Raw genomic sequence first — 22,010 nt, 5'->3', positions numbered from 1 at the left:
CCCCCGGCCCCGGGTCGTCCCGCGCTCCAGTCCGGTCAGGCGGTTCGTGCTTCGCGTCGTGAGCGGATCGCGAGGCGTCGCACGTGCCATGCCGAGTAGATCCCTGCGCATGCCATGAGCCACGGGACGGCGATCACCGAGCCCGACAGGACCGTTGCGACAGCGACCAGCACGAGGCCCAGCGCCGAATCCGCAAGCCGGACGAGGAAGACGTGGCGCGACATGCGCCGGGCGACCAGCTCGGTGACATGGGGCAGTCCCGCGGCCCAGACCATCAAGTACGCGACCCACCCGAGCACCAGCAGGGGGTCCACGGCTTGACCGGTCAGCAAGGTGCCCAGGGGGTCGGCGAGCAACGTCAGCGCGACGCCTCCGACTCCGGTGCCGGTGATCAGCAGCCACGTCGCGCGGTGGACGAGCCGCTGTGCGGCGACGGCGTCCCGCCTCGTCTTGGCGACGAAGTTCGACAGCAGGAAACTGCCCGCACCGTTGATCACGACCTGCAGCGGCGCGACGACGAGGCGACCGGCTTCGAGCATACCCACCGCGCCCGTGGACACCAGCAGCGCGACCAGGGCGCGTGAGCCGAGGAGTGCGGCCGGACGCAACGCGGCCTGCAAGGATCTCCAGGCGGCGAACGACATCACCGCGGGCAGACCGGCGGTTCCGGCCCGCAGCTGCCGCAATTCCGCCGCGGGCAGCTGCACAACGCCCACGAGCACCGCTGCGGCCGCTCCGACGGCCATCGACAGGAACAGCGCCGGCAGCGAGACCCCGGCCACCGCTGCTGGTGCGAGCGCGAGCACCGTCCCGGTGACGTGCACGATGTCGTTCCCCACGAGGTGCCAGAACTGCAATCTGGCCATGAGTAACCGCCGCACCGTTTCCGCGGCCAGTCGCAGCACTGCCATCGTCCCGAAGGCCAGTGCGGTAGCTGGTTCGCCGTCGCGCAGCAGCAGGGCCGTGCCGACTGCGGCGGCGAAGCACAGCATCCAGCCCGCGAGGGCGCTGGTGACGATGCCGGCCCGGGTGCGGGGTTCGTGGCGGTCGAGGACCGCCAGCGAGTCACCCACCCAGCCCGTGTACAGCGCGATCGCCGTCACCAGCAACGCCAGCAGCAGCACGAAGGATCCGAACTCGGCGAGCCCCAGCGTGCGGGCGGCCAGCACTTGGAGCACCAGGCTCATGCCCGCGGTGATGCCCTGCGACAACACCGGGGCGGCGACCTTCGCGACGAGGCGCCGTTTCGGCGCTCGCGCGCCGGTCGTGGTCATCGGGATGGTTGCGGGGCGGGAGATTCGCCGGCGCGCCCGGCCGGGGCCGCCCCGGCGAACGTCAGCACGTACCCGGTGATCGTCCCGCCGAACAGCTGCAGCTGCTCGCGCAACCTGCGCAGCGAACCGAGGTCGCCGTCTCGCCGCACCGTCACCACCACCCCGTCGGACGCGCTGATCAGCGACGTCGTCTCCGGCTGGGAGATCAGCGGGGGCAGGTCCACCAGCACCAGGTCGTAGCGCGACCGCATCTCCGCGATCACCTGCTGCAGCAGTCCGGAACGCAGCTGCTCCCGGGAGTAGGGCTGTCCGTGCCCCGCGGGCACCACGCTGAACCCGACCCCGTTGCCCAGGTGCACCGGGTGCGCCGACTGGGCCAGCGACGCGGTGCCGGTGGCGATCGAGGTCAGTCCGGGCCAGTCGGCCAGCCCCAGCATCTGCGACAAGTCGCGGGAGCGGAACGCGGCGTCGACCACCAGCACCTGCAGGCCGTCCCGGGCGGCGGCACCGGCGATCTGCAGCGTGGTCGTCGTCGCTCCCTCGCCGCCGGACGGGCCCGTGACGAGGACGACTCCCCTGCCCACCGTCGACCGCAGACCGGAGGCCACCAGCTGGTAGGAGCGCAGCGGCGGGACGCCCGGTCTGCGCAGCGCCAGGATGGCCTGGGCGGGCAGCGTCTCGATCTCGCCGAGCACCGGTTCGTCGACGACGCGGGTGAGCTCGTCGGCATCTCGCACCCGGTGATCGCGATCGGCGCGGAACCAGGCCAGCGCGGCCGCGAGCATCAGGCCGACGGCCGTGCCGATGGCGAAATCGCGCAGGACCCCGCGCCAAGGGCTCGTGCCGTCCGGCGACGCGACATCCACGAACGACACCCCGTCGGCGAACTGGGCCGCCACCACCCGGATCCGGGTGATCTGCTTGTCCAGATCGCTGAGCGTCGAGCCGGCGGCCGAGCCGACGGGGTTGCCCGGCGGGACCGTGCCGGCATCGGCCACGATCGCCGCGCGTTGCGCGTTCAGCGTCTCCAACGCCTTGTCCGTGGTGGCGACCACCTCTGCCCTGGACCGGTCCTGGTAGGCGGCGATGACAGCGTTGGCGATCAGCACGGAACGCTCGAATCCCGGCCCGTCGACGTTGATCTCGATGGACTCACCGCTCGACGAGGCGTCCGCGGTGATGGCGGCGCGCAGCTGCAGCACGGTCTCGTCGCCGCCGAGCCGGGCACGCGCGTCGTCGAGCACTTCGTCGGAGGTGACGAACAAGGCCCGCTGCTTCACGTACCGGAGGAAGCTCGACTCGCTGGCCATCTCGATCCCGAGCACGCCGGTCTGGTCGGGTGCCTTGAGCACGATGCGCGCGTGGGCGCTGCGGCCGTCGCCCGCCACCAGCGGGACCAACAGGCTCATCAGCACCGCTGCTGCCACGATCCCCAACGAGATCCAGCGATACCGCCACAACGAACCGAAGATCGTCGGTGCCGGGTGGGCGTCGTCCATCGACCGTCATTCCGCTCTGTGTGCCAAAAGGGGGATTCCTCCGGGCAGGCCGGCGCTCATCGGTAACGCACCGGGCCCCTGCGGCGAATACCGCGTGAGCGCAGTGATCGGAAACCGCTAGGAAGATCGCGGTTGATGAGGCAAATCAACCGGTCTGGCCACCCGGGAGGAGAACTACCGATATTTTTCAGTATTCAGACGATGGTGATCGCCTGTCAAGTTCCCCCTCCCGGCGGCGCCGCTCGTTGGCCTACCCAGTGATTTCCGCGCGTGTTGCGCAGGAACGAAAGGCTTCGATGACCACCACCGACATGCCGAAATCCGGCTTCGCGGCGGCGTTGCGCCGGTTGCCGTCCGCGCAGAAGTCGGCCAAGGGGGCGCCGGCCTACTCGCGGTTCGTCAACCGCAGAGCGGGTGGCTACCTCGCGGCGGCCGCCTACCTGCTCAAGGCAACTCCGAACCAGGTCACCGCCGTCAGCGCGCTGTTCACCTTCGCCGGCATCACCGCCGTCGCCACCGCCGCACCGTCGTGGCCGCTGGGCATCGCGGTGGGCCTGGCGCTGGCCGTCGGGTACGCGCTGGACTCGGCCGATGGGCAACTCGCCCGGTTGCGGGGCACCAGCAGCATCGCGGGCGAGTGGCTGGACCACGTGATCGACAGCGCGAAGATCGCCACCCTGCACCTGGCCGTGCTCGTCTGCGCGTTCCGGTTCTTCGGCCTCCCCAGCGGTTTCCTGCTGGTCCCGCTCGGCTACGCCGCCGTCGAGACCGTCATGTTCTTCGCGATGATCCTCAACGACCAGTTGCGCCGAGGCCATCATTCCGGCTCCGGCACACCGGCGCCCGCCGGTGCGCCGCCTTCGGTCCTGCGGTCGTTGCTGGTCCTGCCGACCGACTACGGGGTGTTGTGCCTGGCCTTCCTGCTGCTGGGATCCCCGATGGCCTTCGCCGCGGTCTACGGCGCGCTCTTCCTGCTCAACACCGCCTTCCTCGCCGCGGCGCTGCCGAAGTGGTTCGGCGACATGGCGCGCCTCGACGGCGCCGCTGCGGAACGGGTGCGGTGACGATGCCCACCATCGGGTACGCGCCCGGCGCCTTCGACATGTTCCACATAGGACACCTCAACATCCTGCGGCGAGCCAGCGGGGAATGCGACCACCTGGTGGCGGGTGTGGTGACCGACGACGTCCTGCTGAAGGTGAAGGGCCGCAAGCCGGTCATCCCCTTCGAGGAGCGGTTGGAGATCGTGCGCAACATCCGGTGCGTCGCCGAGGCCATCGCCGACCAGCACGAGGACAAGTTCCGCATGTGGGAACACCTCCGGTTCGACGTGCTGTTCAAGGGCAGCGACTGGCGCGGCACGGCACGCGCCGACGCGTTGGAGCGCAAGCTGTCCGCCGTCGGGGCGCGGATTCGCTACTTCAGCTACACCACCCACACGTCCAGCACCCTGCTGCGGCAACGGATCTCGCTCCCCTCGCCCAGCATGCTCGGCGAGCTGGAGCCCGGGCCGACATGAACCGCCCGCGTCGAAGCAACCGGCTCGTGCCCGCAATCGCCATCGTGACAGCGCTGCTCGCATCCTGCACCGCGAACACCAACGACAGAACCGCAGCGCATCACGTCGACGCGACGATCACCACGACGGACTACCCGGTGCCCGCCGGCGCGCTCTTCGTCGCCCCCAACGGGAAAGACTCCGCGCAGGGCGACGAAGCGCGACCGCTGCGCAGTCTCGGCGAGGCGGTGCGCCGAGCGCAGCCCGGCGCCACGATCGTCCTGCGAGAAGGGACGTACCGGGAGACGGTCGGCATCATCGGCAAGAAGTTGTCCATCCAGCCGTATCCGCGTGAACGCGCCTGGCTCAAGGGCAGCCGGGTGGTCGCGCAGTGGTCCCGCGACGGCGATGTGTGGCGGCACGCGGGCTGGAACGCATCGCTGTGCCGAACCTGCTTCCTGCCTGAGATCATCGACCCGGCGCATCCGCTGGCCGGGCTTCCGGACATGGTTTTCGTCGACGGCAGGCCACTTCGGCAGGTGGGCGAGCGGAGCTCGGTCACCGACGGCACGTTCTACGTCGACGTCGCGCGCGAGGAGTTGGTGATCGGCGAGGACCCGGCCGGGCGGTTCGTCGAGGCGACCGAGTTCGACTGGCTGCTGCAGTTCGACGGCGCGGGAGCCGCGGGCAGTTCGCTGCGCGGGATCGGGATCGCGCACTACGGCTCGAACCAGAAGTACGGTCGGCGCGGCGCGATGGTCGTGGTGAACGCGCCGTCGGTGGTGTTGGAGAACAACACCTTCGCCGCTTCCGCCTCCAGCGGCGCAGCGGTCTTCCAACCCGATGCGAACGTGACCGGCAACCAGTTCCTCGACAACGGTCTGGTCGGCTTGATGGCCAACCGGGCCGACGGGCTCCGGTTGACCGCCAACACCTTCGCGCGCAACAACAACGAGCACTTCGCCTTGACCGGCGAGGCCATCGGTGCGGCGGGCGCGAAGGTGACGCGCACGAAGCGGGCGTGGGTGTCCGACAACACGTTCGCGGACAACATCGGCACCGGCTGGTGGTGCGACCTCGGGTGCACCGACGCCGTGGTGGTCCGCAACATCGCGCGGGGCAACGCCGTCAACGGCCTGTACTACGAGGTTTCGGCGAGAGCGCTGATCGCGTCGAACGTCGTGGTTTCCAACGGCGGGCGCGGCATCAAGGTCTCCAGTTCCGACCACGTCCGGCTCGTGCACAACACCTTCGTCGACAACGCGATCGAGCTCGGGCTGTACAACGACAAGCGGTCTGCGAGTTCGGACCCCTACAGCGCGGAACTGGGCCTGTCCTGGATCACGTCCGGCACCGAGCTGGTGAACAACCTCCTGATCAGGCAGCACGACACCGAGCCGTTCATCGAGTCCGCCGACTACAAACCGCACCCCAAACCGGCGTCGCCGTTCCTCTCCGCCAGCGATGGCAACGCCTTCCTGCGGGCGGCGGGCTCGGCACCGCTGGGCACGTGGTCGCTCGGCTCGGGTGAGGTCGCCACGATCCACACGCTGGCTCAGCTGCGGGCACGGACGGGACTAGACCTGCACAGCCTGGCGGTAGCACCGCCGCCCGCCCCGTTCCGCGATCCGGACCGGGGCGATTACTCGCTCCGCCCGTCCACGCCGGGTGTCCGCGCCGGTCAGGCCCTGCCGCCGGATGTCGCCCGGATCGTCGGTGTTCCACCGCGCGACCACCCCGACATCGGCGTGCTCGCCGGCCCACGCGGGTGAGCGCGGGGACGTCTGCTCCGACGTCCCCGCCGGCTCAGCCGATGCTGCTGCGCGGGGTGCTGAGCACCGCGCCGTCGGCGTCGACCGCCCTGATCCAGTACTCGACCCTGCCCTGGGGCGCTTGGTCGTCGGTGAAGCTCATCGTCGTCACCGACCACGGCCAGGCGCTGCTGGTGGTGGTGTAGATCGGGTTCGCGGTTCCGGCGCGCATCACCTCGTAGCGGATCTCCCGGTTCTGCGCGTCCCACGTTCCCGTCCACCTGATGGAGATTCCGCCGGACAGTCGCCGGTTGAGCTCCGGGGCGGGGAAGGGCACCTGCGGCCCGTTGTTGACGGCGCCGGGCACGCCCCGGGCGGCGAACCGGGTCAGCGACTGCTGGGCGCTGCCGTTGACCACCGTGAACTCGCCGCCGACCACCACGTAGCGGGCGTCGGCGTCCACTGCCCACGGGCCGTTCAACCACGGGCTGCCGGCGGGGCCGCCGTTGGTGTTGGGCAGCCACGGCAGCAGTTCCGGAACCGGGTCGCCGAAGCGCACGTGGTTGACGTTGCGCTGGGCCGTTTGGGTGGCGGTCGTCGTTTCGGCGAGCAGCCGGTGGTAGTCGATCGGTCCGTTCTCGGGGACGGCGTTGATGGCCGCGCAGTTGTGGGTGTGCGAGGCGCTGTAGAGCACACCCCCTGCCACCGCGACGCTTTGGGTGTCGCCGTAGCAGCCGTCCAACCAGCGCGGCTTGCCGGTGGCGATGTCGATGGCGCCTCTGCCCTCCAGCCGGGGATCGCCACCGCGCCAGTTGTAGGACCCGAGGTAGACCGTTCCCGTGCCGTCGGTGGCCAGGTCCGTGATCGTGTCATCGGGCGAGGGCGTGACCCATTCCCACGGCACGAGGGCACCGCCGGCCGCGTCGACCGCGGTGAGTCCGTGCCGGTAGGTGCCGTTGACGTTGTCGAAGGCTCCCCCGATCACCGTGCGCCCCTGGGCCGGGGCGGCCAGGACCGCGAAGACCTCCCGGTCCGCGGTCGGCGCCCAGGGCAGCAGCGCACCATTGCCGGTGGACACCGCGGCGAGCCGGGTGCGCGGCACGCCGTCGACGGCGTTGAAGCCGCCGCCGAGGTAGACGGTGTCGGCGGTGATCGACAGCCCACGGACCCGGCCGGCCACGCGGGGCTTGAAGTTCGGGTCAAGCGCGCCGGTCGCGGCGTCGAAGGCGGCCACGCGCGAGCGCCACTGACCGTCGATCTTGTCGAAGTCGCCGCCGACGTAGACCTTCTTGCCGTCCGGGGAAACCTCGATCCGGAACACGGTGTCGCAGATCCAACGCCCGGCGTCGGCGGGCTTGCAGAACGGTCCCGGGTCCGCGCCGGAGAAGACGCTGCCGCTGACCACCGGTGCCCACGGCAGGAGTTCGCCGGTGGTCACGTCGAAGGCCAGCAGGTTGTTGCGGGTGACCTCACCCGGTCCCCCCGGCGCCACGCCGGCCGGGCGCGCCTTGCTGAACCTCCCACCGGCGACGGCGGTGTTGCCCGCGATGGCTACCGCGAAGACGACACCGTCGGTCTGCGGCGTCGGCAGCGCCCCGGCGGTGACCGGCTGCGGCAACTCCGCGGCGACCGCTGCCGGCCCCGGCACCACCGCTGCCGACAACGCGGCGACGGCCACTGCGGCGACGCACGACAGCTTCCGCGCGCGATTCATCGGACCTCCTTGGTTTCCGGCATGGACACGGCCGCTGTGACCGCAGCCCGCGCGCCGGGCAGCCCGCGCGGCGCGGGTCTGCACCTGCCCACGAGCAGGACCCGGGCGGCCAGTTCTTCGTACTTCTGCGCTACCCCGTCCCACGTGTAGCGGTCGAGCGAGGCCACCTGCTCTCGCCCGCGCAGCAACGTGCCCGATGGGTCGGCTTCCGCCGCGTCGCACAACGCCGCGAGATCGCCGGGATCGCGGAAGTAGCGGCCGAACGAGCCGAGGACTTCGCGGTTGAACCGCACGTCGAACGCGGAAGTCGGGGCGGCGGCGCCCATCGCGCGCAGCAGCGAGGGGTTGGTGCCGCCGACGGAATGACCGTGGATGTAGGTCAAGGCGTTGCCGTAGAGCTGGTCCAGCAGCCGCTGGTCCCACACCGCGCCGAGCAGCCGCACGCGGGGATCGCCCTTCGCCGCGCGCGCGATGGTCGCGGTGTATTCGTCGGCGTAGGGCGCCGATCCCACCACGACCAGCGGGTGGCGGGCGTTGCTGCGGAGGTAGCCCTCGACTGCCACGTGCACGTGGTTCTCCGGTTCGAACCTGGCCACGACCAGGTGGTAGCGGCGGGGGCCGAGCCCGAGTTCGGTGATGCCGTCGGTCCCGACCTCGCCGAGGACCGGTGCCCCATAAGGGATGTAGTCGGTCTCGGTGTTGAAGCGATCGCGGTAGTAGTCCTGGATTCCCCGGGCGTCGGCGATCAGCGCGTCGGACCAGCGGACGGCGAGCGCTTCGGCCCGGCGGTAGTAGGCCGATCCCGCAGGTCCCCACTTGGCCCGCTTCCACTCCAGGCCGTCGACGTGGGTGATCGTGGGAATTCCGCGGAGCCCCAGCAGGGGAAGCAGCGGCGCGTTGGCGGCGTTGAACACCACCGCCACGTCCGGGGGCCGCGCCACCGCGCGCAACGCCGAAAGGGCCGTGTGGCTCAGCGTTTCCAGTGTCTTGCGGCGCAGTGCGGGAAGATGCACCAGGCGCATCCCGAGGTGGCGCTCGGGGCGGGGGCCGCGCGCGTCGAGGTTGCGGCAGTACACCGTGATTTCGTGCCCGCGCTGGACCAGTCGTCTCCCCACCTCCTCGACGCACGTCTCGAAGCCGCCGTAGCGCGCGGGCACGCCGCGGGTTCCGATCATCGAAATCCGCATGTTTCGTTCTACCGTTTCGTCGAAGGGCGGCCATCGGATCACGACGGGCGGCCCTGGAGCCGCACAGCTGTTTTCGTGCGGCTCACTCGAATCGGCGCCCAGCTTGTAATATGTCGACGGCGGGCAGTCGTTACACCGATTCCGCAACCCGTCTTCGGCGCATTCGCGCCCGAACCCACCTGATCCGAGGACCGGCCGTGAGCTGGAATGCCCTTCGCCGCCGCTACGGCGTCGCGCGTCGCCGGGCCTTCGACGCCGAGCGCTGGCCCGTCGTGTGCGTGCTCGCACTGATCGTGGCCAGCGAATACAAGTTCCGCGTTCGCTCCGACGACCAGTCGGTGTCCGGCTCGCCGGACCTGTTCGTGCTGGCGGAAATCGCCGTCTACGCGGCCGTGGCGTGCTTCCTGTTCCTGCGCTTCCGCCCCACGTCCCAGGTGCGGCGCGCCGACTGGATCACCTGTTCGGCCTATGCCTACGCGGCGGTCCTGGTGCTTTCGGCGCTGTACTCGCCGTACCGCGAACTCGCCCTCGTGCGGGCCTGCCAGGTCGTGGTCGTGCTGGCGCTGAGCCGTTCGATCGCCCGCCATTGCGCCCGGGATGCGTTGCACCGCATCGCGCACGCTTTCGCGGTCCTGGTCAGCGCCTCGGTCGTCTTCGGCGTGGTCGTGCCGTTCCCCCGGCTTCCCTCGCAGCCCGACAGGTTCACCTGGCTGCACCTGCATCCGGTGGACGCGGGCCAGTTCCTCGCGCTCGCGGTGGTGATCCTGGTGGCGTACGCCTTCGGCCACCGGTTGGCCCGGCCCGGCCCGCACTGGCCGTTGCCCGTCTACCTCGTGCTGCTGGCGATCTGCGCCGCCGGGTTGATCGGGAGCAACACCCGGGGGGCCGCTTTCGGGGCGATCGTGGGTTGCCTGGTGATCGCGGGATTGCGATGGCGCGGCCGCCGGCGGCTGGAGATCGCGGTGGCGTTGGCGCTCTTCCTGATCACCGCGTGGCTCGCCGCGGGGCCGTTTGTCGAGGCCTTCTTCGTCCGCGGTGAGTCCGCCGAGCGGCTCGCGTCTTTGAACTCGCGAACGGACCTGTGGGCTTACGCGCTCGACGCGTTCCTCGAACGCCCGCTGTACGGCCACGGTCTCACCGCCTCGCAGGGTTTGTTCCTCGACGAGATCGGGTTGGGCGGCGGGCACAACGGGCTGGTGAACCTGCTCGTCGACGCCGGACTGCTCGGCGCGGTGGTGTGGCTCGTGCTGCTCGGCTGCATCTTCACCGCTGCGGTCGCGCTGCGGAACCTCCGGCCCGAGCCGCGACTGGATCGCATCCTGATCCTCGCGACGTTGTCGGGCTTGCTCGCCAACTCGATGTTCACCGAAGGGCTCGGCGCTCCGGCCAACGTCGCCTGCGTCTGGCTTTTCCTGCTAGCCGCGTGGACGAGCATGGCGAGCACGCGGAACTCGGCCTCGATGCCGCCGTCCCACATCCCCGTCGAAGAGCTGGAGTGACCTTGGCCCGACGAACCGCGCTGATGGTCCATCCCGATGCCGAGCTGTACGGATCCGACCGCATATTCCTGGAATCGGTCATCGCGTTGACCGAGGCGGGCTGGCGGGTGGTGGTCGCGCTGCCGGAGCGCGGGCCGCTCGCCGACCGCCTGCGCGACCGGGGCGCGGACGTGGTCCTGTGCCCGACCCCGGTGCTGCGGAAGGCGGCGTTGCGCCCGGCCGGGTTCCTGCGGCTACTGCTGGAAGCCCTGCGAGCGGTGGCACCGACTTTGCGCTTGCTGCGACGGACCCGCCCCGACGTCGTGTACGTCAACACCGTGACCGTGCCGTTGTGGCTCCTGCTCGCCCGCTCGACCCGGCGATCGGTTATCGCCCACGTGCACGAGGCTGAGGACAGCGCACCACGCCTGGTCAGGACCGCGCTCGCCGCTCCCCTGCTGTGCGCTGCCTCGGTCGTGGTGAACAGCGAGGCCACGGCTCGCGCGATCACGCGACCGCTGCCCTGGCTGCGTCGCCGGATCCGCTTGGTCTACAACGGTGTTGCCGGGCCGGTGCATGCCGCGGCCCGTGGCGGCGAGCGACCCGATCCGGTCCGGATCGTGCTGGTCGGTCGACTGTCACCGCGCAAGGGCACCGACGTCGCGGTGCGCTCGATCGCCCGCTTGCGCGCCGATGGGCACGACGTGGTCCTCGAATTGCTGGGGTCCGCGTTCACCGGCTACGAGTGGTACGAGCGGCAACTGGAGGACCTCGTGCGGCGTCACGGCCTGGCCGGGATGGTCGCCATCCGCGGTTTCCGCGCGGACGTGTGGGATGCCTACCGGGACGCCGACATCGCGCTGGTCCCGTCGCGGTTCGAGCCTTTCGGCAACACCGCTGTGGAGGCGCAGCTGGCCGGAACCCCGGTGATCGTGACCGATGTGCAGGGCTTGCCCGAGACCGTCGCGCAGGGGCGCTACGGCCGCGTCGTGCCCGCCGACGACCCCGATGCGCTCGCCGAAGCGATCAGCGATGCGCTTGCCGAATGGCAAGGAACTCTCGACACCGCGGCGCAGGCTCGCGAGCACGCCCAGGAGTTGTTCTCACCCCAGCGCTACCGCGACGACATCGCCGCGATCGCAACCGATGTCGCCCGCTGCCGCTGAGGGAGCCGACGGCCGTCAGTACGCGCCCTGCTTGGTCAGCACCGCGCGCACGGTCTTCCAGAGGATCACGGCGTCCATCGCCAGCGACCAGTTCTCCACGTACCGCAGGTCGAGCCGGACGCTTTCGGCCCACGACAGGTCGCTGCGGCCACTGACCTGCCAGAGCCCGGTGAGCCCCGGCTTGACCAGCAAGCGGCGCCCCACCTCGTAGTCGTAGGTCTCGGTCTCCTCCGGCAGTGGCGGCCTCGGGCCGACCAGCGACATGTGCCCGGCGAGGACGTTGAACAGCTGCGGCAGCTCGTCGAGCGAGTACCGGCGCAGCAGTCCACCGACCTTGGTCACCCTCGGATCGCGGCGCAGTTTGAACAACGGCCCTTCCGCATCGTTGGCCGGGCGCAGCGCGGTTCGCATTGCGTCCGCGCCCACCACCATCGTGCGGAACTTCAGCATCGTGAACGTGGTGCCGCCTCGCCCGGTCCGGCGCTGCCGGTAGATCACCGGCCCACCATCGGACAACTTGACGGCCAGGGCGATCACCAGCATCGCCGGCCCGATCAGGCCCAGCAGGAGCAGCGCGCTCACCCGGTCGGCGAGAGCCTTCACGACCCGGCGCCCACCGGTGAAGGAGGGTTCGCTCACCTTCAGCATCGGCATCCCCAGCACCGACGACACGTGCAGCCGGGGACCGGCGATCTCCATCAGCACCGGGGCGACGACCATCTCGGCGGAGGTGTCCTCGATCTTCCACGCCAGTTCCTGCAGGCGACGTGGCGTCCAGTAGGAATCGGCGGTGATGGCGACCACCCGGTACCCGCCGCGCCGGACGTGCTCTGCGAGCTCGTCGACATCACCGATCACCGGAACGCCGTCCACCTCGCAGATCAGTCCCTCACCGGGCTCGGGACGAAGGCACAGCGCTTGGATCTGCCATCCGACATGCGGCTGCTGGCGGGTGCGGGCGATGAGGTCGCGCAGCGTGCGCGTACTGCCCGCCGCGATCACCGGTAGCAGGCACCTGCCGTCGCTGCGGGCGCTGTGCAAGTAGCGGCGCAGCACGTACCGCTGCGCCAGCACCAGAAGCGCAAGCGCTGGTAGGACACCGAGAACCCACGGCCGCACGTCCAACGGCGGCACCACAAGCCCCGCGACCGCCAGGACGACGCCGGCGGAGAAGATCCCTCGCCCCAGGCGCCGGTACTCCTCGTGCCCTTGCCCCAGGACCCTGACGTTCCAGGAACCGCCCAGGGCCCACAACACGGCCACCGCGGTGAGCAACGCCAGCACCGGCGGAGGCAGCACCGCGATGTCCAGCACTGCCACCCAGACCGCCCCGGCTGCCGAAGTCATCGCCGTTGCGATGGCGTCGCTGGCGATCACGGCGAGTCGGTATCGCCGTTCCCACACCATCGCGGGAAGTTCGGGGATCGGGTGGACCGGGGGCGCCGTCGCATTCAACCGCGGAGCCCGGACGAATCCGGCCGACCCCACCCCGTCCGGCAATGACATCGGTGCGCGCATCGGCTCCTGCATCGGACCCCTCTCCAGTTGGCAGAAACGTCCGCGCGGCGGAGGCGATCGGACGTCAGAGCTATCGGGGCCATCACGAATCCGTTACACGTTCCCCGACGAGAGGTGAACGGCCGTGCGGACTGGAAGAGCGTCGTGCTGCGGCTTCGTCGGACTCATCGACGACCCGCTCCGCGCTGGCGTGCCCATCGTCGCAGCCGCCCTGCCGGACCCGGATCCGCAATTTCCATTGAAATCGAACCTTCGATTTCAATGGAAATTGCGGCGGACGGAGCCCAGGCGGCGGCCGTCACTCCTACCGGGACCGTCACTCACATTGCCGCTCAAGACGAGCCTTGGGACGGGCCGTTCAGTCGGCGACGTGCCGGAGGAGGCGGTCGACGTAGGCCCGGTACTCCGGGATCAGCGTGCCGTCCGGGAACATCAGGCTGGTCACGTTGGCGCCTATGGACACCCCGATGATCTCCCCCGCCAGCGCGGTCACGGCCGGGTCGCCGGGAGCCTCGCCGCGTATCACGGTCGGGTGTATCGCGGGCGTATCGAAAATCGCATACGCCGCCGCAACAGTCGTGCCTCTTCAGTGAGGGCATGGACCACAGCGCATCCGCACACGGGTGGCGCATGGGTCGGTTCGTCGATCGGGGAGGACCGTGATCGTGGACTCGGATTCCGCACGTGGCATCGACCGGCGGCGGCTGCTCGGATGGGGCGGGTTGGCGGCCGGCGCGCCGCTGGTGGGCGCCGGGTTCGGCCACGCCGGCACCGCCTCCGCCGCACCGGAGCCATCGGGGCGCGACCGGATCCCGCCGGACACCCAGCCCGGCGGGGCCTACGACCGGTACGTGGCGGAACTGGCCGCGGAGGACAAGTTCTCCGGCGTGGTGCTGCTGTCGTACCGGGGCCGGACGGTGCTGTCGCGCAGCTACGGCATGGCCGACGAGGAGAAGGGGATCCGCAACCACGAGGGCGTCGCGGTCAATCTCTCCTCGGGCAGCCAGCCGTTCTTGTCGGTGGCCATCCTGCAGTTGGTGCAGCAGGGCAAGGTGGCGCTGTCGGACACGGTGGGCACCCACCTGACGGGCTTCGCCAGGGAGATCGCCGAGCAGGTGACCATCCACCACCTGCTCACCCCCCTCTCCGGGCTGGACGCCCCGATGCCGGACTGGCAACGCGTCTTCCACAGCAAGGAGGAGGTGCACGAGTACCACCAGCAGTGGACCCGGCAGGCGCAGCTGGTGGCCGTCCCCGGCTCGGGCGACAACGGCCACCGGCCCGGCGGCGGCGCCAGCCTGGCCATCGCCGCGCAGATCGTGGAGGCCGTGACCGGCACGACGTTCTGGGACTACGTGCACCAGCACGTCTTCGGGCGCTGCGGCATGACCGGTTCGGCTTTCTACACCAGGCAGCAGTGGCTCACCGACGAGCACATCGCGCACTCGTACATGCTCCAGGCGGACGGTAGCCGGGTGGACGCCGTTCACAACCTGGACAAGGGCACCCGGAACCCGGCCCGTGGCTTCATCGGCTACGCCTCGGGCGACGGCTTCGCCACCGCGCCGGACCTGGTTCGGTTCGCGAACGCGCTGCGCGACGGCACGGTGCTGGACCGACCCCACGCCGACTTGTTCGCCGGCCCCAAGCTCCCCGGCCACGGCCCCACGTCGTACGAGGCGTACACGATGCCGGTCTCGATCATCGGCGACCAGTGGGTGATCGGGCGCGGCGGCGGCACCGGCGGCAGCAGCGTCAACTGGAACATCTACCCGGACACCGGTTGGGTCGGCGTCGTCCTCAGCAACTACGACGAAGTGCCGGTACAAGACATCTGCCTGCAGGAGATCAAGGCCATCACCGGCGTGGCGATCGACCCACCTGGCGGCGGCTGACGCGCGGCCTTCGGCTGGGCCGGCGCCGACCGCTGTTGGGACATCGAAGGAACCGCGATCGGAGGAAACATGCTCAAGGGGTGGCTCTGGGTGAGCACGTTCACCGGCATAGCGGTCATCACGGTGGTCGCACTGCCGTTGGCAGCGCTGGCGGTGTGGGTTCTGGCCACCGTCAGAGCGCCGACCAGCCCGTCGAGGTGGCGGACGTCGCTGGCCGATGTCGGCATCGTCTACGGGACGGTGCCGTGGGTGTGGATGACCATGTTGCCGGGCAGCGGGGCCGGCGAAGTCCCCGGTCGGATGAGCCTGGTCCCGCTGCGGGATCTGCTCACGCCCCTCGACGGCGGCGGGGCGACGTTCCAGATCGTCGGCAACCTGCTGGTGTTCGCGGCGCTCGGGTTCTTCGCCCCGTTGCGGTTCGCGGCGCTGGCGTCAGTACCGCGGATCCTGGCGCTCGCGGCTGCCTGCTCGGTCCTGGTCGAGACCACGCAGTACGTCCTGCAGCTGGACCGGGTGTCCTCTGTGGACGACGTACTGCTCAACGCCGCCGGCGCCGGGCTGGCCGCGCTGGCGTCGCGCCGCTGGTGGCGAGCTACGGCCGCAGCGCCGTCAGACCGTCCTCGATCGGCGGCGGTACCGGGACGCTGAGCCGCCCGCGGCACGCCGGTCAGCGGCAGTCAGCCGCGAGACGGCTCCGGCGAGTTCGGCCTTCTGCTGTTCCACGCCATCGCGACGGTCACCGGTCGTCGGGCGGCGAGGCCCGCCGGTTTCCCGACGGGCCTCGATCTCCGCTGACCGCGGCCGCGATCAGCGAGCCGGCTTCACCGCCTTGGCGTAGCGGTTGATCGGCGGGAGCCAGCAGAACACGAGCGCCAGCAGGCAGCAGGGCCAAGCGGCCATGAGCGTCCCGCCGACCGTGTCCGATCCCATGGCCGAGGTGCCGATGGCGGCGAAGTGGACGATGAAGGCGAGCACCGAGAACACGGTGAGCAGCACCCGGGCCCAGATCGTACGGGCGAAGATCGTCCACACCAGCACCAGGACACCGAAGCCGATCTCGATGCTCGCCCAGGTCGCCATGGCGCCCTGGAACTCGGCGACGAAGCCGTCCCACTGGCCGGTGCTGCGCATCAGCTCGACGAACGCGTCGTCGCTGAGTCCCGCTTCGTCCAACAGGCCGGGCTCGATGCGGTCGATGTTGTTGACCAGCTCGTCCTCGGCCAGCTGGCGGCCACCGGCGAAGTTCAGGATCCCGGCGGCGATCGGCAGCAGTCCGGACAGCCCGGCGAAGATCTGCAGGATGAGCAGCGTCACCGGTCGCTTCGGCGCGTGCGCAGGCGCGGTGGTGGGGGCGTAGGTCATGGTCGGTGTGTCTCCTCTTGGGTGCAGTGCCGCGTGCCGCCCGGCGCGCCGGAGGAGTCGGTTCCAGCTTCCGGTGCGGCTGTTGTTCAGATGCGGCCCACCCGGTGGCGGTTCAGAGTTCCAGCCAACCGTTATCCCCTCGATACCAACGGCGGTCCCGGAACCCAGTTCCCGCAAGAAGAAATCCGCAGATCAGTTGCGCTGTCATCGAGATCAGCGCGGACCGTCCACAGTGGCGTCTGGTCGGGCTCGGCACAGGAAGCTCAGCCGGTGGCGTTGCAAGAACGCGCTGCCCCAACGTAATTCGGCGAGTCCCTCGGTTCGTCGCCGAAGAGGGCCTCGCCGAATCTCACGACTACTGCCGGGTCGTCACAGGCTGTACGTCCACAACTCGTACACGCCGTTGTTGTGCCGGCACTCGTGCGGCAGGTTCGGGCCCCCTCCGGTCATGTCTTCCCAGGCCTGCTCGCACTGGCCCTCGGTGTAGTACCAATGCCCCGTGTAGGTCCAGCCTTCCGCTGCTGCGGGCGTTGCGGTGGCCGCCAGCACACTGAGCCCGAGAACGGCGCCGATTGCGAACTTCTTCACCAGAATCCTCCCGTTGACCATCATGCAGTTGCGCTCCCGCCGGATCGAGACGCACGACGCGTCCTCATCGGCCGTCATCGTTCTTTCGCGGGCAAGCGGGAGTGCCGCACCAACCGTTGTGCCGACTGGGATTGATCGGTGCCGATGTCGATGACGCAGCAGCACCGGCTTCGACTCCCCCATGGCTTGACGGATGCGCAGGCCCGCACTGCCCGGCGACCGCAACTGACGGTGAAGATTTCACGTGCACCAGGGCGAAAGCCATTCGCAGCACGGAACGCTGCCCGAACATCCATCCTTCTTGCCCTGTCCGTACGGCCAACCACCGTCACACCTGCCCGGACCGGCCGACGCCCATGCGGACACACTCGGCGGCGACGGAGGACGGGCCCCGACCCGGACAGACGGCGGTGGCGGTACGCCAGTGAAAGCGCAGTGCCAGCAGGCGGACGGAGAGCGCAACGAGGACCGCGGCCCCGGCCCCACACTCCACAAGAGACCCACGAGTCCTACCAGGATGGCGTCACCTTCCTGGATCGGACCGTTCGAAGACAGCGCTCAGGACTGGGCCAACTGCGTGCCTGGCCGCGCAGTCGACAGCATGCTCAGGGCAGTGCGATGGGGAAAGCGCGTGCGGGTTCCTCCAAAAGTCCGAGCAGCGTGGTCAACGCTTCGACGTCGCCCTCGACGGTCACCTCGCCGGCCGCGATCGCGTCCGGGAAGGCCGTCCGGCCGGACATGATCCGGTCGAACACCGCGCGCTCGAGCCGCAGCACCGCGTTCGGCCGATCATCACCAGCGGCCTCTCCTCGCATCGGCGTGAGCACACCGTTGGCCAGCTGCAGCGTCCACACTTCCGCCGGTTCCGCGAACTCCCAACGCAGCTGCATGCGGTGCGCCGCAGCGGTAGGTCCGTCCAGACGCACCGCCCAGGACTGGAAGAGCTGTTCGATGGACAACGCCGGAACCATCGCCCGGCTGACCCCGCCCGTGGTGGTGCGCCGCTCCGCAGCGGGCTGGCGCAGCTCCCGCGCGCCGGAGAGGTAGAAGTTGCGCCACGTGCCGTTCTCCGCCCCGTACCCGAGCCGCTCGAATGTCGCGGCCTGCAACTCCCTGGCCTCGGCGTGGTCGGGTTCGGCGAACAGCACGTGATTCACCACCTCCGCGACCCACCTCAAGTCACCGGATTCGAAGGCTTCCCAGGCCTTCTCGACCACGCGGTCCGCGCCACCCATGAAATCCACGTACCGCTTCGCGGCTTCGACCGGCGGCAGCTGCCACAGATGGGCCGGATTGCCGTCGAACCATCCCATGTACCGCTGGTAGACGGCCTTGCTGTTGTGGCTGAGCGAACCGTAGTAGCCGCGCGCGTGCCAGGCACCGGCCAGCGACGGCGGGAATTCCTGCAGCTCTTCGGCGATTTCGGCACCGGTCAGCCCGCGGTTCATCAACCGCACGGTCTGGTCGTGCAGGTAGGCGTAGGCGTCGCGTTGTTCGGACAGAAACCTGGTCAGCTCCGCACGCCCCCAGGTCGGCCAGTGGTGCGAGCCCACCAGGACCTCCGCCCGGTCGGCGAAGAGCTGGATGGTCTCGGTCAGGTATCCCGCCCACGCACGTGCATCCCGAACTTCGGCGCCGCGCAGCGTCAACACGTTGTGCAATGTGTGGCTGGCGTTCTCGGCCACCAGCAGCACCCGCTGCTCGGGCAGCAGGAAGTTCATCTCGCTCGGCGCCTCGGTTCCCGGGGTGAGCTGGAAGACCATCCGAACCTCGTCGACCACCAGCTCCGCACCAGTCCGGTCGACCACCTCGGTCGGCGCGATCAGACCGACCCGACCGGTCGAAGTCCCCTGACCGAGACCGAAACCGATCGCCCCGTCCGGTCCCGCCACCAAGTGGCTGCCGTACATGTAGCGCGCCCGAGCCAGCATCGCCGGCCCGGCGAAGATGTTCTCGCTGACCGCGTGCTCCATGAAGCCCGCAGGCGCGATCACCGGAACCCTGCCCGCAGAGACATCAGCCTCGTCCACCACCCCACCCACCCCACCGAAGTGGTCGGTGTGGCTGTGCGTGTAGACCACACCGGTCACCGCCCGGTGGCCGCGATGCCCGCGGTAGAGCTCCAGACCAGCAGCCGCGCACTCCTCGCTGATCAGCGGATCGATGACCACGACCCCCTGCTCCCCCTCCACCAAGGTCATGTTGGAGACGTCGAAACCGCGGACCTGGTACACACCCGGCACCACTTCGAAGAGCCCATCCACCGCATTGAGCCGGCCCTGCCGCCACAGACTCGGATTCGCGGTCTCCGGGCAATCCGCCCCCAGGAACGACCACCGCTCGTTGTCCCACACCACGCGCCCCGCTGCGTCGCGGATGATCCCGGGCTCAAGACGCCCGACCAGACCCCGAACAGCATCGTGCATGTCGGCGGTGTCATCGCGGTCCAGCTCAGACTTCGAAGCCATGGCAGCTTTCCTCCAGCAGACGATGAGGATGTGGGCGCTAAAGCAGGGGGCGGGTGTCCTACCTCGGGCAACGCGACGAGACGGGAACGTTCAGGAGTCCGAGATCTGGTCCATCGCTCGTTGCCCCCTCCGGCGACGACACCAGGTCGACGGGCAGGTTCACCAGGACCCGGAAGTGCAGGACCCGCCCAGCGGTCCAGCCAGTGACCAGATCGGGGGACGAATCGAATCCTGATCTACTGTAATTTTTACGATCCAAACAGTAAGTTAGCTGCTTTAATTACACAAGACCCTGCGACAACGGGACCAAGACCGGAGAGCCGGGAGGACTGCATGGACAGCTCGATCACGCCGGAGCGAGGCACGCGCGAGCGGCTGATCATCGCTGCCGAGCGGCTCTTCGCACAGCGGGGCATCGGCGAGGTGTCACTGCGCGAAGTCGGCGCCGCCGCCGGCCAGCGCAACACCTCCGCCGCCCAGTACCACTTCGGCGACAAGGCCGCACTGATCGAAGCGATCTTCGACTACCGCATGAACAAGATCAACGAGCGACGCATGCACCACCTCGCCACACTGCACGTCGATGGGCGCAACAGCGAATTGCGCTCACTGCTGGAAGCCTTCGTGTTCCCTCTCGCCGCCAGCGTCGCCGAGCCCGAGAGCTACTACGCACGCTTCCTGGCGCAGTTCGCCGCCGACCCCCGTTGCCAGCCGTCATGGAACTGGGAGACCGCGACAAGCCTGCGACTGGTGTGGAGCGGATTGCGCCGCTGCCTGTCGCACCTGCCGGAGTCGACCGTGCAGGCCCGCCTGCGCATGCTCCAACACCTCGTGCTGCACACCATCGCCGACCACGAACGCGCCGGAGAGCCCAGCGGCGACGATCACCACGAACAGTGGGCGACCGGACTGGTCGACGCCGCCGAGGGCCTGCTCACCGCCAGGACCACCACGTAGCGGATCGCCTTCGATACCGGCGTTTCCTTCCTCCTCGGCGCTCGAACGCGACCCCGTTCCGCACCCGCGAAACCCATCCTCCCAAGATTGCCGAAAGTCGAGACGGCGCCCGTCGGGACGATCACCCGAGATCCACATCGTGAACGCCCCTTCGTCACACCGACCGCGACGTTTCACTCAAGGCCGTTCCAAATCCCGGCCGGCCAACGCGAAACGAGGAGTTGACACGTCCATTGTGGTCGGGCACGACGCCGGGAGTGCGCACTCGCGGACCGCATGAGAGCTCCGCGCGCACGGAGCCGGCGTTTTGTGATTTTTAATACGGTTTCCGCGGATACCTTTCACGCTGCGGTGAAAGGATTGTCGAGCCCTGTTCCGGTGGTAGAGGCTTCCTGCCGCTGACCCGACCGACGGCCGGAAAGGGGACTTCGCCAAACGTGTTGCCTTCCGAAGACTTACTCGAAAGCACTGCCCTCGACGCCACCGCCGCGGCACCCGGGTCGCTCGATTCGTTCCCGGTCAAGGTCCTGTTCGAGGCGGTCGAGCGCGAGCAGGCCCGGCGCGGAAACCTCTGATCGGCCTCGGCGGGAGGGCCCGTACCCGATGACATCGAACCCACTTGAGACCGCGCCGCGTCCGCTGCTGGCGTTCGTGCGCCTGGGGCGCCCGAAGTTCCTCTTCCAGAGCATGCTGGTGGTCGCCGCTGGCGTCACGATCGCCGTTCACAGCGGCCACCAGGCGAGCCTCGGCTGGTACCTGGTGACCCTGCTGTTCGCGTGGTGCACGCACCTGATGACGCACTACTGCAACGAGTACTTCGACCTGGAGGCCGACCGCGCCAACGCCGCACCCACGTCCTGGACCGGCGGCAGCCGGATCCTGGTCGGCGGACACCTGCGGCCCGAGGTGAGCCTCGGTGCGGCGTTCGTGCTGCTGTTCGTCGGGGTGCTGCTGCTCGCGCTGCTGCCGAGCCTGGAGACCCGGCTGGTGGCAACGACGATCATCGCGCTGGCCTGGCTCTACACCGCTCCCCCGCTGCGGCTGAACTACCACGGCCTGGGCGAGGTCAGCTGCGCGCTGGTGCTGTACGGGCTGGGACCGCTGCTGGCGTGCGTCGTGCAGGCCGGGACGATCGACACCGCCGGGCTGGGCTACGTCGGCGTGCTGTTCGTGTTCCAGTTCCTGCGGATGGCCATCATGAACCTCTCCGACATCGAAGGGGACCGGGCCACCGGCAAGCGCACCCTCGCGGTGCTGCTCGGCGCGGCCGGGCTGGTCCGGCTGTTCGCGGTCGGCCAGCTCGTCGGGTACGCGGCGATCGCGCTGCTGCTGGTCACCGGCGTGATCCCGGTGTCGGCGGGGCTGTTGATGCTGGCCACCGCTCCGGTGCCGATCTGGGTGACCCGGCAGCTGACCACGGGTGCGCTCGCCGAGCCGCGGCGGGCCAACGCGGTGACGTTCTGGGCGTCGATGCACATGCCGCTGACCTCCTCGTCGATCATCGTCGGTCTCCTCGTGGACCTGGGGGTCCACGGTGGACGGCTGTGGCAGCCGTGGCTGGCGGTGGTCGGCGCGACCTTCCTGATCTTCGGCGCCTGGCTGGTCCGCGCAGCGCAGACCAACCGCGCCAGCACGCCGAGTCCAGCTGGGTGAGA

The 22,010-nt window shown here is 69.5% G+C and carries 19 protein-coding genes; 10 read left to right on the top strand and 9 right to left on the bottom strand.

What is annotated here, in order from left to right; translation table 11 throughout:
* Positions 1 to 35: 35 nt before the first annotated feature.
* Both AC07FN_RS08755 and AC07FN_RS08750 read right to left on the bottom strand, forming a co-directional pair.
* Positions 36 to 1,274 (bottom strand): polysaccharide biosynthesis protein, encoded by a 1,239-nt coding sequence (locus tag AC07FN_RS08755; protein WP_478395087.1) that lies wholly within the window; start codon positions 1,272 to 1,274, stop codon positions 36 to 38.
* Positions 1,271 to 2,773, bottom strand: a complete 1,503-nt coding sequence (locus AC07FN_RS08750; protein ID WP_478395086.1) for a cell shape-determining protein — start codon at positions 2,771 to 2,773, stop codon at positions 1,271 to 1,273. The genes AC07FN_RS08755 and AC07FN_RS08750 overlap by 4 nt, the downstream gene beginning before the upstream one ends.
* Positions 2,774 to 3,069: 296 nt before the next feature.
* Here AC07FN_RS08750 and AC07FN_RS08745 point away from each other — a divergent pair, with 296 nt between their 5' ends.
* From AC07FN_RS08745 to AC07FN_RS08735, 3 genes are read left to right on the top strand one after another with little or no spacing between them, the layout of a single operon-like run.
* The gene (locus AC07FN_RS08745; protein WP_478395085.1) at positions 3,070 to 3,837 is read left to right on the top strand and encodes a CDP-alcohol phosphatidyltransferase family protein; all 768 of its coding nucleotides are present in this window, start codon (positions 3,070 to 3,072) and stop codon (positions 3,835 to 3,837) included.
* 2 nt (positions 3,838 to 3,839) lie between these two features.
* A complete protein-coding gene (locus tag AC07FN_RS08740) occupies positions 3,840 to 4,292 on the top strand; it encodes an FAD synthase family protein (RefSeq protein ID WP_452615361.1) in 453 nt (150 codons plus the stop codon).
* A 44-nt stretch (positions 4,293 to 4,336) separates the two neighbouring features.
* Positions 4,337 to 6,043, top strand: coding sequence for a right-handed parallel beta-helix repeat-containing protein (locus tag AC07FN_RS08735; protein WP_478395084.1), 1,707 nt, complete (start codon positions 4,337 to 4,339; stop codon positions 6,041 to 6,043).
* 34 nt (positions 6,044 to 6,077) lie between these two features.
* On the opposite strand, the gene AC07FN_RS08730 is transcribed toward AC07FN_RS08735, so the two are convergent.
* Both AC07FN_RS08730 and AC07FN_RS08725 read right to left on the bottom strand, forming a co-directional pair.
* Positions 6,078 to 7,736 (bottom strand): PQQ-binding-like beta-propeller repeat protein, encoded by a 1,659-nt coding sequence (locus AC07FN_RS08730; protein WP_478395083.1) that lies wholly within the window; start codon positions 7,734 to 7,736, stop codon positions 6,078 to 6,080.
* On the bottom strand, positions 7,733 to 8,911 hold the full coding sequence (locus tag AC07FN_RS08725; RefSeq protein WP_478395082.1) for a glycosyltransferase: 1,179 nt from the start codon (positions 8,909 to 8,911) through the stop codon (positions 7,733 to 7,735). Before AC07FN_RS08725 ends, AC07FN_RS08730 begins: the two co-directional genes overlap by 4 nt.
* A gap of 209 nt (positions 8,912 to 9,120) precedes the next feature.
* On the opposite strand from AC07FN_RS08725, the gene AC07FN_RS08720 reads away from it, so the two are divergent.
* Together AC07FN_RS08720 and AC07FN_RS08715 are read left to right on the top strand one after the other, a co-directional pair.
* Positions 9,121 to 10,422 carry an O-antigen ligase family protein gene (locus AC07FN_RS08720; protein WP_478395081.1) on the top strand — a complete coding sequence of 434 codons (1,302 nt, stop codon included), beginning with the start codon at positions 9,121 to 9,123 and terminating at the stop codon, positions 10,420 to 10,422.
* A gap of 2 nt (positions 10,423 to 10,424) precedes the next feature.
* Positions 10,425 to 11,567, top strand: a complete 1,143-nt coding sequence (locus AC07FN_RS08715) for a glycosyltransferase (protein WP_478395080.1) — start codon at positions 10,425 to 10,427, stop codon at positions 11,565 to 11,567.
* A gap of 15 nt (positions 11,568 to 11,582) precedes the next feature.
* Here AC07FN_RS08715 and AC07FN_RS08710 read toward each other — a convergent pair whose 3' ends face one another.
* The gene (locus AC07FN_RS08710) at positions 11,583 to 13,097 is read right to left on the bottom strand and encodes a sugar transferase (protein WP_478395079.1); all 1,515 of its coding nucleotides are present in this window, start codon (positions 13,095 to 13,097) and stop codon (positions 11,583 to 11,585) included.
* 346 nt (positions 13,098 to 13,443) lie between these two features.
* Positions 13,444 to 13,611, bottom strand: coding sequence for a hypothetical protein (locus tag AC07FN_RS08705; RefSeq protein ID WP_478395078.1), 168 nt, complete (start codon positions 13,609 to 13,611; stop codon positions 13,444 to 13,446).
* A 139-nt stretch (positions 13,612 to 13,750) separates the two neighbouring features.
* Here AC07FN_RS08705 and AC07FN_RS08700 point away from each other — a divergent pair, with 139 nt between their 5' ends.
* Positions 13,751 to 14,980 carry a serine hydrolase domain-containing protein gene (locus tag AC07FN_RS08700; protein ID WP_478395077.1) on the top strand — a complete coding sequence of 410 codons (1,230 nt, stop codon included), beginning with the start codon at positions 13,751 to 13,753 and terminating at the stop codon, positions 14,978 to 14,980.
* A 69-nt stretch (positions 14,981 to 15,049) separates the two neighbouring features.
* On the top strand, positions 15,050 to 15,628 hold the full coding sequence (locus AC07FN_RS08695) for a VanZ family protein (RefSeq protein WP_478395076.1): 579 nt from the start codon (positions 15,050 to 15,052) through the stop codon (positions 15,626 to 15,628).
* 159 nt (positions 15,629 to 15,787) lie between these two features.
* On the opposite strand, the gene AC07FN_RS08690 is transcribed toward AC07FN_RS08695, so the two are convergent.
* From AC07FN_RS08690 to AC07FN_RS08680, 3 genes are all read right to left on the bottom strand, one after another.
* Positions 15,788 to 16,342 carry a hypothetical protein gene (locus AC07FN_RS08690; protein ID WP_478395075.1) on the bottom strand — a complete coding sequence of 185 codons (555 nt, stop codon included), beginning with the start codon at positions 16,340 to 16,342 and terminating at the stop codon, positions 15,788 to 15,790.
* 369 nt (positions 16,343 to 16,711) lie between these two features.
* The gene (locus AC07FN_RS08685; RefSeq protein ID WP_478395074.1) at positions 16,712 to 17,008 is read right to left on the bottom strand and encodes a hypothetical protein; all 297 of its coding nucleotides are present in this window, start codon (positions 17,006 to 17,008) and stop codon (positions 16,712 to 16,714) included.
* 527 nt (positions 17,009 to 17,535) lie between these two features.
* On the bottom strand, positions 17,536 to 19,398 hold the full coding sequence (locus tag AC07FN_RS08680; RefSeq protein ID WP_478395073.1) for an alkyl/aryl-sulfatase: 1,863 nt from the start codon (positions 19,396 to 19,398) through the stop codon (positions 17,536 to 17,538).
* A 333-nt stretch (positions 19,399 to 19,731) separates the two neighbouring features.
* Between AC07FN_RS08680 and AC07FN_RS08675 the strand changes: the two genes are divergently transcribed.
* From AC07FN_RS08675 to AC07FN_RS08665, 3 genes are all read left to right on the top strand, one after another.
* Complete coding sequence (locus AC07FN_RS08675; RefSeq protein WP_478395072.1) at positions 19,732 to 20,355, top strand: TetR/AcrR family transcriptional regulator; 624 nt, start codon at positions 19,732 to 19,734, stop codon at positions 20,353 to 20,355.
* 437 nt (positions 20,356 to 20,792) lie between these two features.
* A complete protein-coding gene (locus tag AC07FN_RS08670) occupies positions 20,793 to 20,930 on the top strand; it encodes a hypothetical protein (protein ID WP_478395071.1) in 138 nt (45 codons plus the stop codon).
* A 28-nt stretch (positions 20,931 to 20,958) separates the two neighbouring features.
* Positions 20,959 to 22,008, top strand: coding sequence for a prenyltransferase (locus AC07FN_RS08665; RefSeq protein ID WP_478395070.1), 1,050 nt, complete (start codon positions 20,959 to 20,961; stop codon positions 22,006 to 22,008).
* The last annotated feature ends 2 nt before the right edge of the window (positions 22,009 to 22,010 follow it).

This window comes from Saccharopolyspora sp. NPDC045941 (assembly GCF_056431445.1).
This window is presented reverse-complemented; position numbering and strand designations above follow the sequence as displayed.

Bases quoted from the DNA above. Each gene is read 5' to 3' on its own strand.
- AC07FN_RS08755 (WP_478395087.1), bottom strand. From the start codon at position 1,274: ATGACCACGACCGGCGCGCGAGCGCCGAAACGGCGCCTCGTCGCGAAG.
- AC07FN_RS08750 (WP_478395086.1), bottom strand. From the start codon at position 2,773: ATGGACGACGCCCACCCGGCACCGACGATCTTCGGTTCGTTGTGGCGG.
- AC07FN_RS08745 (WP_478395085.1), top strand. From the start codon at position 3,070: ATGACCACCACCGACATGCCGAAATCCGGCTTCGCGGCGGCGTTGCGC.
- AC07FN_RS08740 (WP_452615361.1), top strand. From the start codon at position 3,840: ATGCCCACCATCGGGTACGCGCCCGGCGCCTTCGACATGTTCCACATA.
- AC07FN_RS08730 (WP_478395083.1), bottom strand. From the start codon at position 7,736: ATGAATCGCGCGCGGAAGCTGTCGTGCGTCGCCGCAGTGGCCGTCGCC.
- AC07FN_RS08725 (WP_478395082.1), bottom strand. From the start codon at position 8,911: ATGATCGGAACCCGCGGCGTGCCCGCGCGCTACGGCGGCTTCGAGACG.
- AC07FN_RS08710 (WP_478395079.1), bottom strand. From the start codon at position 13,097: ATGCAGGAGCCGATGCGCGCACCGATGTCATTGCCGGACGGGGTGGGG.
- AC07FN_RS08695 (WP_478395076.1), top strand. From the start codon at position 15,050: ATGCTCAAGGGGTGGCTCTGGGTGAGCACGTTCACCGGCATAGCGGTC.
- AC07FN_RS08690 (WP_478395075.1), bottom strand. From the start codon at position 16,342: ATGACCTACGCCCCCACCACCGCGCCTGCGCACGCGCCGAAGCGACCG.
- AC07FN_RS08685 (WP_478395074.1), bottom strand. From the start codon at position 17,008: ATGACGGCCGATGAGGACGCGTCGTGCGTCTCGATCCGGCGGGAGCGC.
- AC07FN_RS08680 (WP_478395073.1), bottom strand. From the start codon at position 19,398: ATGGCTTCGAAGTCTGAGCTGGACCGCGATGACACCGCCGACATGCAC.
- AC07FN_RS08675 (WP_478395072.1), top strand. From the start codon at position 19,732: ATGGACAGCTCGATCACGCCGGAGCGAGGCACGCGCGAGCGGCTGATC.
- AC07FN_RS08665 (WP_478395070.1), top strand. From the start codon at position 20,959: ATGACATCGAACCCACTTGAGACCGCGCCGCGTCCGCTGCTGGCGTTC.